General features: G+C 72.2%; 18 protein-coding genes. 12 read left to right on the top strand and 6 right to left on the bottom strand.

Annotated elements, in window-relative coordinates; all coding sequences use genetic code 11:
* Positions 1 to 39: 39 nt before the first annotated feature.
* Positions 40 to 1206, bottom strand: a complete 1167-nt coding sequence (locus ACIBK6_RS27255) for a glycosyltransferase (protein WP_399054010.1) — start codon at positions 1204 to 1206, stop codon at positions 40 to 42.
* A 296-nt stretch (positions 1207 to 1502) separates the two neighbouring features.
* Between ACIBK6_RS27255 and ACIBK6_RS27250 the strand changes: the two genes are divergently transcribed.
* The 9 genes from ACIBK6_RS27250 (at position 1503) to ACIBK6_RS27210 (ending at position 7135) form a co-directional block, all read left to right on the top strand.
* Positions 1503 to 1757 carry a chaplin gene (locus ACIBK6_RS27250; protein WP_399054009.1) on the top strand — a complete coding sequence of 85 codons (255 nt, stop codon included), beginning with the start codon at positions 1503 to 1505 and terminating at the stop codon, positions 1755 to 1757.
* Positions 1758 to 1953: 196 nt separating this feature from the next.
* A complete protein-coding gene (locus ACIBK6_RS27245; protein WP_399054008.1) occupies positions 1954 to 2193 on the top strand; it encodes a chaplin in 240 nt (79 codons plus the stop codon).
* A 223-nt stretch (positions 2194 to 2416) separates the two neighbouring features.
* The gene (locus ACIBK6_RS27240; RefSeq protein WP_399054007.1) at positions 2417 to 3103 is read left to right on the top strand and encodes a hypothetical protein; all 687 of its coding nucleotides are present in this window, start codon (positions 2417 to 2419) and stop codon (positions 3101 to 3103) included.
* Positions 3104 to 3486: 383 nt separating this feature from the next.
* Positions 3487 to 3687 (top strand): hypothetical protein, encoded by a 201-nt coding sequence (locus tag ACIBK6_RS27235; protein ID WP_399054006.1) that lies wholly within the window; start codon positions 3487 to 3489, stop codon positions 3685 to 3687.
* A 157-nt stretch (positions 3688 to 3844) separates the two neighbouring features.
* Positions 3845 to 4087, top strand: a complete 243-nt coding sequence (locus tag ACIBK6_RS27230; protein WP_399054005.1) for a chaplin — start codon at positions 3845 to 3847, stop codon at positions 4085 to 4087.
* A 167-nt stretch (positions 4088 to 4254) separates the two neighbouring features.
* On the top strand, positions 4255 to 4755 hold the full coding sequence (locus tag ACIBK6_RS27225) for a DUF5949 family protein (RefSeq protein WP_399054004.1): 501 nt from the start codon (positions 4255 to 4257) through the stop codon (positions 4753 to 4755).
* 31 nt (positions 4756 to 4786) lie between these two features.
* A complete protein-coding gene (locus tag ACIBK6_RS27220) occupies positions 4787 to 5437 on the top strand; it encodes a vitamin K epoxide reductase family protein (protein ID WP_399054003.1) in 651 nt (216 codons plus the stop codon).
* A gap of 308 nt (positions 5438 to 5745) precedes the next feature.
* Entirely contained in the window at positions 5746 to 6282 is a 537-nt protein-coding gene (locus ACIBK6_RS27215; protein ID WP_399054001.1) for a tyrosinase family oxidase copper chaperone, read from the top strand.
* A complete protein-coding gene (locus ACIBK6_RS27210) occupies positions 6269 to 7135 on the top strand; it encodes a tyrosinase family protein (protein WP_399054192.1) in 867 nt (288 codons plus the stop codon). The genes ACIBK6_RS27215 and ACIBK6_RS27210 overlap by 14 nt, the downstream gene beginning before the upstream one ends.
* A 99-nt stretch (positions 7136 to 7234) precedes the next feature.
* Here the strand turns inward: ACIBK6_RS27210 and ACIBK6_RS27205 are convergent, their stop codons facing one another.
* The 5 genes from ACIBK6_RS27205 to ACIBK6_RS27185 form a co-directional block, all read right to left on the bottom strand.
* The gene (locus ACIBK6_RS27205; RefSeq protein WP_399054000.1) at positions 7235 to 7513 is read right to left on the bottom strand and encodes a chaplin; all 279 of its coding nucleotides are present in this window, start codon (positions 7511 to 7513) and stop codon (positions 7235 to 7237) included.
* A gap of 197 nt (positions 7514 to 7710) precedes the next feature.
* Positions 7711 to 8610 carry a glycoside hydrolase family 26 protein gene (locus ACIBK6_RS27200; protein ID WP_399053999.1) on the bottom strand — a complete coding sequence of 300 codons (900 nt, stop codon included), beginning with the start codon at positions 8608 to 8610 and terminating at the stop codon, positions 7711 to 7713.
* Between the two features lie 146 nt (positions 8611 to 8756).
* Positions 8757 to 8972: a hypothetical protein gene (locus tag ACIBK6_RS27195; protein WP_399053998.1), complete on the bottom strand. Its 216-nt coding sequence runs from the start codon at positions 8970 to 8972 to the stop codon at positions 8757 to 8759.
* A gap of 58 nt (positions 8973 to 9030) precedes the next feature.
* A complete protein-coding gene (locus ACIBK6_RS27190) occupies positions 9031 to 10296 on the bottom strand; it encodes a cytochrome P450 (RefSeq protein WP_399053997.1) in 1266 nt (421 codons plus the stop codon).
* 5 nt (positions 10297 to 10301) lie between these two features.
* On the bottom strand, positions 10302 to 10580 hold the full coding sequence (locus ACIBK6_RS27185) for a hypothetical protein (protein WP_399053996.1): 279 nt from the start codon (positions 10578 to 10580) through the stop codon (positions 10302 to 10304).
* Between the two features lie 164 nt (positions 10581 to 10744).
* On the opposite strand from ACIBK6_RS27185, the gene ACIBK6_RS27180 reads away from it, so the two are divergent.
* The 3 genes from ACIBK6_RS27180 (at position 10745) to ACIBK6_RS27170 (ending at position 12554) form a co-directional block, all read left to right on the top strand.
* Entirely contained in the window at positions 10745 to 11245 is a 501-nt protein-coding gene (locus tag ACIBK6_RS27180) for a hypothetical protein (protein WP_399053995.1), read from the top strand.
* A 119-nt stretch (positions 11246 to 11364) separates the two neighbouring features.
* Positions 11365 to 11961 carry a hypothetical protein gene (locus tag ACIBK6_RS27175; RefSeq protein WP_399053994.1) on the top strand — a complete coding sequence of 199 codons (597 nt, stop codon included), beginning with the start codon at positions 11365 to 11367 and terminating at the stop codon, positions 11959 to 11961.
* 299 nt (positions 11962 to 12260) lie between these two features.
* The gene (locus ACIBK6_RS27170; protein WP_399053993.1) at positions 12261 to 12554 is read left to right on the top strand and encodes a hypothetical protein; all 294 of its coding nucleotides are present in this window, start codon (positions 12261 to 12263) and stop codon (positions 12552 to 12554) included.
* The last annotated feature ends 124 nt before the right edge of the window (positions 12555 to 12678 follow it).

Below are 12678 nucleotides of genomic sequence, written 5' to 3'. Positions count from 1 at the left end.
GGGGCGGCCCCCCGGCGGAAGGGACGATGCTTTCCGCGGTCACTGGCTGATGCGTTCCCTGTGCTCGGAGCGCTGCAGAGCGGCCACGTCGCGGTACACCTCCGCGATGCTTCGGGCCGTCTGCCGCACGTCATGGGTGGTGGATACGTGCGCGTGCCCCTGGCGGGCCAGCGCGGAGCGCAGCGACGCGTCCCCGAGCAGCCCCGTCACGGCGCGCGCCAACTCGCCCGGGCTGTCCGGCGGTACGAGACAGAACGGCGCGTGCCCGGGCGCGAGGCTCTCGGCCGAACCCCCCACATCGGTGACCACCACGGCCCTGCCGCACGCCATCGCCTCCAGCGGGGCGAGCGCCATGCCCTCCCAGCGCGAGGGCAGCACGACCAGATCGGCCGCCCGGTACCAGGCGGCGGTGTCGCAGACCGCGCCGACGAAGGACACCGATGGGGGCGCCGCCGCGCGCAGCGCCGCCAGGTCGGGCCCGTCGCCGACCAGCACCAGATGCGCGCCGGGCACCTTCGCGCGTACGTCGGGCCAGGCCCGGATCAGCACGTCCTGGCCCTTTTGGCGGCACAGCCGTCCGACGCAGACCACCAGCGGCGCGTCCTGGGCGACCGGTGCCTGGTCGCTCGCGCGGTAGTGGTCGAGGTCGACGCCGTTGGGGATCACGGAGCACTCCGCGAGGACGCCGGCCCGGCGTCCGGTGGCCCGCTCGCCCTCGCTGACGCACACGACGCGCGAGGTCCAGCGCACGGCCGCGCGCTCCCAGCCCCGGGTGAGGAGCGCGGTGAAACCGCCGACGGCCTCGAACGACCAGGCATGCGGCTGGAAGACGGTGGGCACCCGGCCGCGCACGGCGAGCCGGGCGGCGACCCCGGCCTTGGCGCTGTGCGCGTGGATCACATCGGGGCGTACCCGCCGGATCAGCCGGGCCGCCCGCAGCGTCTCGCCGAGCAGCGCGGGGCCGGGCGAGCGGGTGGCCCGCCAGGGGCACACCCGCGCGCCCAGGCGCCTCAGTTCGGTGCTCAACGGGCCTGGCTCGGGGCACGCCACGGTGACCCGGAAACCGCTGCGCAGCTGGTCCCGCACCAAGTCCGTGACGACTCGGGCTACGCCCCCCTCAGCGGGCTGGACCAGGTGCAGGACACTCAACTCCCGCGCGGACTCCGGTCCACCGGGCCCGACGGGGATTCTGGCTGGCGACGGCATACGCGGTCACTCCGGTCCTAGCGCTCGAAAAAAAGCTGAATAGAGGCATCCGAGTCGTATTCAAGGCTGTTGGTACGACCGGCCCGCGCGGCGCGAATTCCCCATTACTGGCGCTCCGGCTGCCGGAGGCCCCCGCGTTGTGACGGCCCGGGGACGGGGAGCACTGTAACCGTATTTACGACCCGGTCCCGTCATGAATGCGTACGCCGGAGTGTCCCTTCGGGCGATCGTGCGTATCCCCTTGACGCCGGGGTCGTTGTATCGGTGGCCTCATGTCCACCCGAAAGGAAAAAGCGATGAATCGAATTGCCGAGTCCGTCGTGTCGGCCGGCGCCGGCGCCGCGGTCGTGATGCTGGGCGCCGGCCTGGCGTCGGGCACGGGGCACGGCGGTGGCGCGAGTGCGGAGGGTGTCGCCGAGGGCTCCCCGGGTGTCCTGTCCGGCAACCTGCTCCAGGTGCCGGTCCACGTGCCGGTCAACCTCTGCGGCAACACGGTGAGCGTCATCGGCCTGCTGAACCCCGTCTTCGGCAACGCCTGCGTCAACAAGTAAGCCGCCGGGGCGATGTCCACGGCCCGTGGTCGCCAGCCGCGTCCACGGTCCTCAGGTGCCCCGGATCCGTCCTGTACGGCCCGGAAACCCCGGTTCACCCGTTAGGGGCAAAACCGTGTGCTCGGAGCCGCGTTGACGGGTGGTCGAGTGACAACACCCGGTCAGTGAACTCTCTCAATCTAGGAGTGCTTCTCCCATGTCGCGTACCGCGAAGGCTCTGGTCCTGTCCACCGCTGCCGTTGCCGCCATCGCCGGCGGAGCCGGCGTCGCCGCCGCCGACGCCGGTGCGGAGGGCGCGGCCGTCAACTCGCCCGGCGTCGTGTCCGGCAACATGGCCCAGGTGCCGGTCCACGTGCCGGTCAACGCCTGCGGCAACACGGTGAACGTCATCGGCGCCCTGAACCCGTCCTTCGGCAACACCTGCGTCAACGAGTAGTCCCCGCCGCGGCCCCGGCCACTCCCGCCCAAGGAGCTGCCGGGGCTTTGTGCTGCCCCGGATGGGGGAAGCCCACGCAGAGGGGCGGGTCACGGAGTTGTGCCAGCTAGGCGCGCTGCGGCGGATACGGCAGGGTCACCCCGGATGACCATGCGGTTGCGGGGGTTTCAGGGCCCGCGCACGGTGAGGAAATCTGCATTCCTCACCGAAGGAGAAACGTTTCATGCGCGCACGCACGCCGCGGCGGCTGGCCGCAGTGGCCCTCTCGACCGCGATCGTCATCGGTTCCGCCGGAACCGCGATGGCCGCCGAATCCCACTCCCCGAGCTCGGTCCGTGCCGAAGTTCCGGTGCCGGGCGGCGACGTTCCGGTGCCGGGCGCCGACGCCCTGCTCGCACAGGTCAATTCCCTGGGCGACATGGGGGGTGTGCTCACCCCCGTGACCGATCTGCTGAACGCGGTGCTCAAGGCGGACAACGGCCAGCTGCCCGCGGCCGACGCCGAGGCGCTGCTCGCCAAAGCCACGGCCGCGCTGGACAAGGTGAAGTCGGCGCCCCTGGCTGTCCCGGCCACGCCCTCCGTTCCGTCGACCTCGGCGCTGCCCGCCGTCCCGGCCACGCCCTCCGTTCCGTCGACCTCGGCGCTGCCCGCCGCGCCGAAGCTGCCGGCGGGCAGCCCGCAGAACGCCGCCGCACTGCTTGACCTCAAGGCCGACGCCGTCGCGGCGCTCAAGAAGGCCCTCGGCGCCCTGGTCAAGGACGTCACCAGCCTCAATGTCGCGGGCGTCGTGCCCGATGCGACGGCGGTGATCACCGGCCTCGTCGGCGTGGTCGTGGCCACGGTGCTCGGCGGCGGCCTGCCGGTGCCCAACCTGCCGGGCCTGCCGGCGCTGCCCAAGCTGCCCGTCTGAGCCGTACCCACGAAAGCGCCGGCCCTGGACGGGGACCGGCGCTTTCGGCTGTCCGACCGGCGCCGCATTCCTCCCCAACCACCCCTTGCCGCACCGGAATTCACTGGAATCTCATACGAGAATCGGCAGGGCCTTCCGCATTCGGGTGCGGGCCATAAATCCGAGTCCGAAGAGTTTCCCGATCGTCCGGGAGTCGTTACCCAAGGCGAAGCAGCAGAATGCATTCAGCGGAAGGATTGATGATGAAGTCGATGAAGGTTGCCGCGGCAGTCGCCGGTTCCCTCGCGGTCGTGGGTGCCGCCGCCCCGGCCTTCGCGGCCGGTGGTCTCCCCCCTATGAACCCCGCTATGAACCCCCCTATGAGCCCCGCTATGAACGCCCCTATGAGCCTGAACGGCGGGTTCGACTCGCTGGCCCAGCGCCTCGCCACCGCGCCGGTGTCCAACACCATGCCCGTCCACACCAACCTGATGGACCCCAAGTCGCTGCCGCACACGATGGCGAGCGCCGCCCAGGGCCTCAACAAGACCAAGGGGACGGCCCAGGCGGGCCAGCTTCTCGGCGGTCTTCCGCTGGGTGATTGACCCGGAATGTGAACGGGCCCGGCGCGGCGGTGAATTGACCGGCCGTCCGGCCCGTTCTGCGCTGTACGAGGGAAAGACAATAAACCCGGCGTGTTCGTTTCCGGAGGTTCCCGGTCATTTGCCTACGCTGTGGCCATCCCGAACGGAAGGTTCCGCAATGAACACCGTCAAGAAGACCGCTCTCGCCTTCGCCGCCGCCGGTCTCGCCGCCGGTGCCGCTTCCGGCTCCGCGTTCGCCGACGCCGGTGCGGAGGGCGTGGCCGTCAAATCGCCGGGCGTCGTGTCCGGCAACGTGGTCCAGGTGCCCGTGCACGTGCCGGTCAACCTCTGCGGCAACACCGTCTCCGTCATCGGCGCCCTGAACCCGGCGTTCGGCAACGCCTGCGCCAACGAGGGCTGACGCAGCGCCCGCACAGGGCGAGGGAGCGGCTCCGCGGACGGGGGTCCCGGGGCCGCTCCGCCATGTCCGGGCGCCCCGCGGCTCCGGCCTCACCCGTGAAGGACCGGTTGATCCACACGGGTGACAGCTGCGAGGGGCTCCGCCCGGAATGTCGTTAGAGTCCCGCCATGACTTCAGCCATCAGCGCCGTACGGCCGTCCAGGGCAGCCCTGTTGGGCTCGCTCGTCGTCGTCGCCTGGAGCGGCGAACACCCCGACGAGTCCTACGATGTGCCCTTCCTCATGGCGTACTCCCTCGGGGACGGAACCGAAGGGCCGGAGGGTGCTGAGGCCGCGGCCCGTGCGTTCCTCGACGAGCTGGGCATGCCGGCCGGCAGCGTGCGCGACCAGGCCCGCGGGGACGGCATCCCGGTAACCCTCATCGTGCAGGGCGGCCAGGCCGTCCTGACCATGCCGTCGGTGACCGCCCAGTGCCCGGCGCCGCCCGAGTGGCTCGTCGCCGCCGAGAAGCGCGGCACGGTCCAGTTCATGTTCGCCACCCGGTCCTGGCCCGAGGGGAGGCCCGGATTCACCGTCAGCGACGCGCAGTTGAGGGCGTTCGTGGGCGACGAGGACACCATCGCCAGTGCCGGCCACTGCGTGCTCCCCATCCGCCGCCTGCGCGGCTGACCCCCGCCGGACGAGAACGGAGACACCCCCCATGCCCACCTCCGGGACGCTCCACCCGCCCGCTCCGGTCGCCGCCTCGTCCGCCACCCGAAGAGCGGGCGGCGCCACGTACGGCGGCGGCCGCGGTCTCGCCCGGCTGCTCGTGATCACCGGCGCGGCCGGACTGGTGGCCGCGTGGGTCATCACCCTCGACAAGTTCGCGCTCCTCGCGGACCCGAACTTCCAGCCGGCGTGCAGCCTCAACCCGGTGGTGTCCTGCGGCAACATCATGAAGAGCGACCAGGCCGCCGTCTTCGGGTTCCCCAACCCGCTGCTCGGGCTTGTCGCGTACGGCATGGTGATGTGCGCCGGGGCGGGTCTGCTGGCGGGCGGCCGCTTCGGGCGCTGGTACTGGCTGACGCTGAACGCGGGCGGCCTGTTCGGGGTCTGCTTCGTCAGCTGGCTCCAGTTCGAGTCGCTGTACCGGATCAACTCGCTGTGCCTGTGGTGCTGTCTGGCCTGGGCCGCCACCATCGTCATGTTCTGGTACGTGACCTCCTTCACCCTGCGCAACGGGCTGCTGCCCGCGCCGAGTTGGGTCCGCAGCCTGCTGTCCGAGTTCACCTGGGTGCCGCCGGTGCTGCACATCGCGATCGTCGGCATGCTGATCCTGACCCGCTGGTGGGACTTCTGGACGGGCTGACGGCGGCGGTGCAGGAACGTTGGGCTAACCGTGTGAATCATGGGCGAGCCGCGACACGCCAGGCCATCCGGAAGCGTTGACTCCACTGACCAGTCGCATGGTTGAGGACTCCCCGGGCCGTGCAGCCAGTACCGGCCCGGGGAGAGCCCACTGCACGGCCATGGCCGTTTCCTGTGGCACCGGGCCTCGTTGAACCCGTCAGCAGACAAGGAGAGCGGACGCTTGGACGGGCCCCGGAAACACGCTGGTTTCCGGGGCCTACGCATGTGCCGGACCGGTCCGCGCGAGCGAGCACGAGGGAGACGCCCATGAAGGACGCGACACACTTCTGGCACGCACTACGGACGGGCCGCACCCGCCCCCGGGGCCGCGCCCCCGAGCCCACCAAGCCCGGCACGCCCCCGCCCCGCCCCACCTGGCGCATCGCCCGACGAGGCCTGCTGCACGCCCTGTTCACCACGGCCACCGTCGCCTTCACCGGCACGGCGCTCTCCCGGATCCGGTCCGCCGCGCCCTACGGCGAGCCCGCGGGCGCCTCCGTACCGCGCCCGCCGGATCAGAACACGGGGTCCACGTTCGACGAGATGCACGCCGGACACCGCATCCAGGGCCGGCCGGTCGCGGCGGGCGGCGCCGAGATCACCGTGTTCGTGGACGGCCGCCAGCTCACCCTGATGCGGCGGGCCGACGGCAGCTACCTCAGCTCCGTCGACCACTACGAGTCGTACGCCACCCCGCGCGAGGCCGCCCGCGCCGCCGCGGTGGCGCTCGGTCCCGCCCGGCTCGCCTCCGTACCCGTGCACGGCAGCCACCAGGCAGGAGCAGCCCGTGGTGTACACGCGTAAGAACCAGAGCACCCTCACGAGCGCCGAACGCAAGGCGTTCGTCAACGCCGTCCTCGAACTCAAAAAGCGCGGCGGGTACGACGAGTTGGTGCGCACGCACATCGACTTCTACGTCTCCGACGGCGACGGCGGGCTGCGCGTGGCGCACATGACGCCGTCCTTCCTGCCGTGGCACCGCCAGTTCCTGCTCCAGTTCGAGCGCTCCCTCCAGCAGATCAACCCCCGTGTCACCGTGCCCTATTGGGACTGGACGCGGGACAACTCGCCCGCGTCGTACCTCTGGGCCGACGACTTCATGGGTGGCAACGGGCGGCGCGGCGACCTCCAGGTCATGACGGGGCCCTTCGCGTACGCGCACGGGAACTGGGAGATCCGGGCCAATGTGACCGAAGACCGGTTCCTGGCCCGGGACCTGGGCCGCCCCAACGACCCCGTCATCCTCCCGCCACCCGCCGACGTCCTGCGCGCCCTCGCCGACCCGGTGTACGACGTGGCGCCCTGGAACTCCACCAGCAGGACCGGCTTCCGCAACCAGATCGAGGGCTGGACCCCGGGTTCGGGCAACGCCAGGTTCCGTACCCACAACCAGGTGCACCGCTGGGTCAACGGCACCATGCTCGGTGCGGCCGCCGTCAACGACCCCGTGTTCTGGCTGCACCACGCGTTCATCGACCGCCTCTGGTCGAGCTGGCAGATCGGCCACCCGCACTCGGCGCAGTATCTCCCGGCCGTACCACCGCCGTCGGGTGACCCGCAGCACGGCCGGGTGGCGGCGCTCGACGAGCCGATGCCGCCGTTCGGCGTGCGGCCCTCGGCCCTGCTCGACCACAGCAGGATCTACCAGTACGCCTGACACGGCGACGGCCTCCCGGAGGGAGAAGACCGGGAGGCCGTACGGGAAATCCTTGACCGGCCGGGCCGTCGCGCGGGACGCCCGGCCGGATCCGGGGGACTAGTCTCCGTAGCCGCCCTCGTGGCCCTTTTCGTGGCTGTCGATGTTGGCGCACTCGTTGCCGAACGCCGGGTTCAGCAGGCCGATGACGGAGACGGTGTTGCCGCAGAGGTTGACCGGCACGTGCACGGGCACCTGGGCCGCGTTGCCGGACACGACGCCGGGCGAGTGGGCGGCCACGCCCTCCGCACCGGCGTCGGCAGCGGCAATACCCGCACCGGCCAGCGCCACGGCGGCCGCTCCGGCGACGACGGCGGCCGTCTTCGCGATACGAGACATCAAAGTTCTCCTTGAATGGACACGCGACCGCAGACTCGCAGTCGTCATTTCAGTTCAACGTCTCGATCGGTCATAAGTAACGGACACCTGCGCCCAAAACGGTTCTGCACGGATTCCCGGTTCGTTCCCGCGGCCTCCGGCGCAGCCCGCAGCCCCCGACAGGCCAGTGCCCAGCGACGGATTACCGCGTAATCCACTTACGGGGCACGGAAGGCCCGCGCCGCCTCGGGGTGGCCGGAGCACTCCCACACCCCGTGCGGGCAGTAGTCGGTCAGCGTCTGGTAGACGGGCCGGTGTGCCCGGAACCAGGCGGTCATGCCGCGGACGTACGCCGCGTCGTCCCCGTTGCTGAAGAGCCCCCACTCCGGGTACGAGACCGGCTTGCGGTGCCGGGCGGCGAACCTCACCTGTGCCCGCAGCCCGTACGGCTCCTCGACCTGCTCGCGGAAGGACATGCCCTGGGGCTGGTCGTAGGAGTCCATGCCGACGATGTCCACGAAGCCGTCGCCGGGGTAGCAGCGGGTCCACTCGACGGCGTCCCGGCCCCGGCTCGGCGCGAAGTCGAACCGGAACCGCTGCCCCGGCGCCGAGCGCATCGCCCCGACGATGCGGCGCCAGTACGCCCGCCAGGCTGCGGGGTCGGGGCCGCACCGGTGGGTGTAGGTGGTGCCGTTCATCTCCCAGCCCAACACCACGACGGTGTCTTGGAGTTGGAGGCGGACCAGGCGTTCGGCCAGGGTCCGGAAGTGGCCGTCGAAGTCACCTCGCGCGCCCTGCTGGAGCAGGTTCCGGACCTCCTCGTCGGGCAGCGGGTCCTCGCTGCGGTCCAGCATCGGCACATTGAGGACGAACACCCGCCCGGCACGCCGGTGCTGCCAGTCGGCCCAGGGCCCGAGCAGTCCGGGCGGCCCTTCGATCTCGCTCCAGGTACGGCCCGGCAGATAGGTGTGCCCCGCGCGCAGCGGGCCCCGGCCGCGCCACTTCTCGACGGCGGCGAGCCGGTCGATGCCGTCCTGGTCGGCGCCGGTGAAGACGCCCGCCGCGGTGCCGGACGCGACGGGCGCGGGGGGCTGCTCCTCGAACGGGGGCCACTGCACCAGCGCCGAGAACAGCAGGACCAGCGCGCACAGCGCCGGCTTCCAGGAGGGCGGCGCGGACCGTGGCGCCGGAACCGTCGGGGACCTCCTCGACGGTCGTCCCGCAAGCGGGCCGGCGGGCCCGGTCCCGCGGCCGATCCGGGCCGTCAGCGGCCGCCGCGCTGAAGGGCGCCGCTCAGCGCGGCGACGCCGGAGGTGAGGGTCTCGGCGGCCCTGCCCCGGCCGCCGAGCACCTTGGGCTGGCCGAATCCGCTGACGCCGCCCTGTCCGGCGACGCTGTCGGCGGCCGCGACCCCGGGCGCGGCCAGGAGCAGGCGCGATGCGGCGGCGGTGGCGGCCCGGTGGCGGTGACGTGGGTTCATGCCCGGTACAACGCCGCTGCCCCGGCGAAGGTACGCGCGCCGCGAGGAGCCCGGGATTTCAGGTCCTGGTCACATCAAATGCAAAGGGCTGCTTGCGTACGCGGTGGTCGAAATTGGAGGTGCCGAGTTCGGGGGCGCCGAGCGTGCGCAGGGCCAGCGGCCGGGTCAGCAGCTCGCGGAGCACGGACTTGATCTCCAGTCGCGCCAAGTGCGCACCGAGGCAATAATGCGGGCCGCCGCCCCCGTAGCCGAGATGCGGATTGGGGCTGCGGGTGATGTCGAAGACGTCCGGGTCGGCGAATACGGATGCGTCGCGATTCGCGGATGCGTAAAGGAGCATCACCTTGTCGCCCGGCAGGAAGGTGTGGCCGTCCATCTCGTGGTGCGTGGTGACGGTGCGGCGGAACTGGATGATGGGCGTCGAATGCCGCACGATCTCGTCCACGGCGCCGTCCGCGTACCGCTCGAAGTCCGAGACCAGCAGGGTCAGTTGACCGGGGTGGCCGGTCAGCAGTGCCAGGGCGTGGGCGATGGCGTTGCGGGTCGTCTCCACCCCGGCGACGAGCAGCAGCGAGAAGAACGAGCCGAGCTGGCGGTAGTTCAGCGCCTGGCCCTCCAGGTCGGCGCGGACCAGAGCCGAGATGAGGTCGCCGGTCGGACGGCGGCGCCGCTCCCGGCCGAGCCGGGCCACCGTCAGCTGCATCCGGGCCAGGGCGCGCAGCCCCTTGCCCGGGCTCAGCAGCCGGGCGCCGAGGCCGCGCCGTACCCCGGCGTGCTCGGAGGCCCGGTCGATCTGCCGGGCGATCTCGCGCCGGTAGGCGTCGGGCACGCCGAGCATCGCGCAGATGACCTCGAACGACATCCGCGAGGCCACCGCCGACACGAACTCGTCGGGCCGCTCGGCGACCATGTCGTCCACGATGCGTACGGCCAGCTCGCGGATGCTCACCTCGGTGGCGGCGAGCAGGCGCGGGGTGAAGGCCTGCGAGACGATGCGCCGCAGCCGGGCGTGGTCGGCGCCGTCCAGGTTGACCATCGAGTCGCCGAACACCGTCCGCACCCAGCGCGCCGGCTCGGGAGAGGTGACCCCCGGCGCGCTGGCGAACACCTGCGGCAGCCGGCTCGCCCGCAGTACATCGGCGTGCCGGACCAGGGCGTAGAAGCCCCGCTCGGGACGGAGCCGGGCGGCCCGGCGCTCGACGAAGTACGCCGGACGCGGCTGCTCACGCAACTCGGCGAAGCCCGCGAGGCGTTGTGCGGGAGGCAGCTTCCAGAACGCCGGGTCCGCGAGGTCGGCGGCGGGGCCGCGCCGGGGGTCTGCCACGCCGGTCAGCTCACCAGGGCGTGGCCGGCCTTCACCGCGTCACGGGCGGCCGCCACGGCTTCGGCCCCGGCCTTCACCCCGGTCTTCACGGCGGCCACCTTCTGGCCCAGCTTGTCCCCGACGACGGTGTCCGCGGCGGGCTTGATCCGCGCGCCGGCGGCGCTGGTGGTCCGGGCGGCACCGCCCAGAGTGCCGCCGAGGTCGAGGGCGTGCGCGGAGGGGGACAGGGCGGCGGCGAGCGCGGTTCCGGCTGCGGCGGCGGCGAGGTATCGACGTACGTTCATAACTCCTACAACGCATGAGCCGGGCGGAGGGCACGCCCCGTCATACGAGCACCGCGTATTGACTTCGCATTGCTGCAAGCAGGGGAACTTTGCAGTGATCCAGCCGTCGGGATCGTTCTGCAGAACGACACGACCGGGTAGGCCAGGGAAGGAAGAGAACATCCATGGGAATCACCTCACGTGTGGGACTGGCGAGCGTCATGGCGGGCATGGCGGCCGCGGCGGCGGTGGCGCCGGCCGCGGCGGCCCCGGTCGTTCCGATCGCCGTCCCCTTCTACGGTCTGAACGCGGTCCTTCCGTTCGAAGCCCCCACCGTGAACACGGGCGTGCCGCTCATGATCCCCGGTCCGCCCAACATCCCGCGCCATGTGAAGGGCAAGCTCCTGCCGGAGAACATGGTCCCGTCCGTCCCGATCAACTCCGCGCTGCCGACCACCGACATCGGGGCGCCGCTGCCCGCCCCGCTGAACTCCAACCTCCTCGGCACCGCCGCGCTGGTCAGCCCCGGCTCCCCGCTGCACGCCGCCACCCCCGGCGCTGACATCGGCGCCCCGCTCGCCGCACCGAGCCGTGAGCGGATCGGGATGCCCGCGCTCACCATGCCCAATGCCGGCGTGAGCGCGCCCGCGGTCCAGGGCGACCCCGCGGCCACCGCGAGCCTCTGAACCCCGAGGGCGCCATCGCATCCCAACTCACCTCTCATTGAGCCGAGTTGGCGCCACCGCTCTCCGTGAGGCACCCGTACCGCCGGCCCATCCGCTTCGTACGCCCAGGAGTCCCGCACATGCCCCGTACGCCCAGGAACGTCCTTGCCGCCCTGCTCGCCGTCGCCGCCGTCACGGTGCTCGGGGCTGGGGGCGCCTCGGCGCTGCCGGACCCGCGCGACCTGGGCGGGGAGCAGACCGGGCCGCCGCCGTGGCCCGCGCCCGCGGACCCCTCCGCCGCGGTGCGCGAGGCCGGGCTGCCGATGCTGTCGGCCGAGGGCGTGGTGCAGCACACCCACACCCACCTGGACGTCCTGGTCGACCGGCGGCCCGTCACCGTCCCCGCCTCGGTCGGCATCGACGAGGCGGGCGGCCGCATCAGCCCCGTGCACACCCATGACACCAGCGGCGTGATCCACGTCGAGTCGCCCCGGCCGGCGGTCTTCACGCTCGGCCAGTTCATGGCCGAGTGGCGGGTGCCGCTCGCCGCGGACCGCATCGGCGGCCTGCGCGCCGGCAAGGGCCGCCATCTGACGGCGTACGTCAACGGCCGCAAGGTCGGCGGGAATCCCGCGGCGATCGAGCTGCGGGGTCACGACGAGATCGCCCTCGTCTTCGCCCGGGACAACGACACCGGTCCCGTACCCAAGAGCTACGCCTGGCCGCAAGGTCTGTGACGGCGCAGGGCTGCCGGGGCGGGGGAGCGCACCGGCAGAACGATTCTGCGCGCGGGTCGTTGGACTGCGCGGAACAGGATCCGTGCCGCGGCACGGACCGCGCACCGGCAGCTCCCGCCCGGGGTTCTACTCCCCCCGGGCGGGAGCTGCTGCCCGTAACGGTCGTCCGGGCACGCGGCCCGGCCGGAGGCGGCACGGGCCGGTTCCGGGTGAAGAGCTGTCGCCCCGAGGCAGGTACACCTGTCGGGTGAGAGCGGGGGGCGGCCGTGACCGGCGCTGCCGCACTCCGTTGTGCAGGCGTGATCTCAACACGACGAATCGCCACAGTCCTTGCCGTCGCAGCCGGTGTCTCGGGTCTCGCCGCATCGGCGGCGAACGCCGCCGGCCCGCTGGACCACCTGGTCAAGCCGGTGAGCCCGGTCAGCGAGCTCGACGCCATCTCCACCAGCGACATCCCCGCCGAGTACCGCGCCGAGTTCCCCACCGTCAAGAACCAGCTGGGCGGGCTCAACCACCTCAACGACCTGGGCCAGCTGCACCAGGCCACCGACCAGGCCGCCCCGGTGCTCAACCTGGTGCCCGCGGTGGAATGACGTACGCCCGCGGACGGGACGAGACACGGGCGGGGGGGGGGGGGGGGGGGGGGGGGGGGGGGGGGGGGGGGGGGGGGGGGGGGGGGGGGGGGGGGGGGGGGGGGGGGGGGGGGGGGGGGGGGGG

It is taken from the genome of Streptomyces sp. NPDC050485 (genome assembly GCF_044458185.1).
Classification (GTDB): Bacteria; Actinomycetota; Actinomycetes; order Streptomycetales; family Streptomycetaceae; genus Streptomyces.
This window is presented reverse-complemented; position numbering and strand designations above follow the sequence as displayed.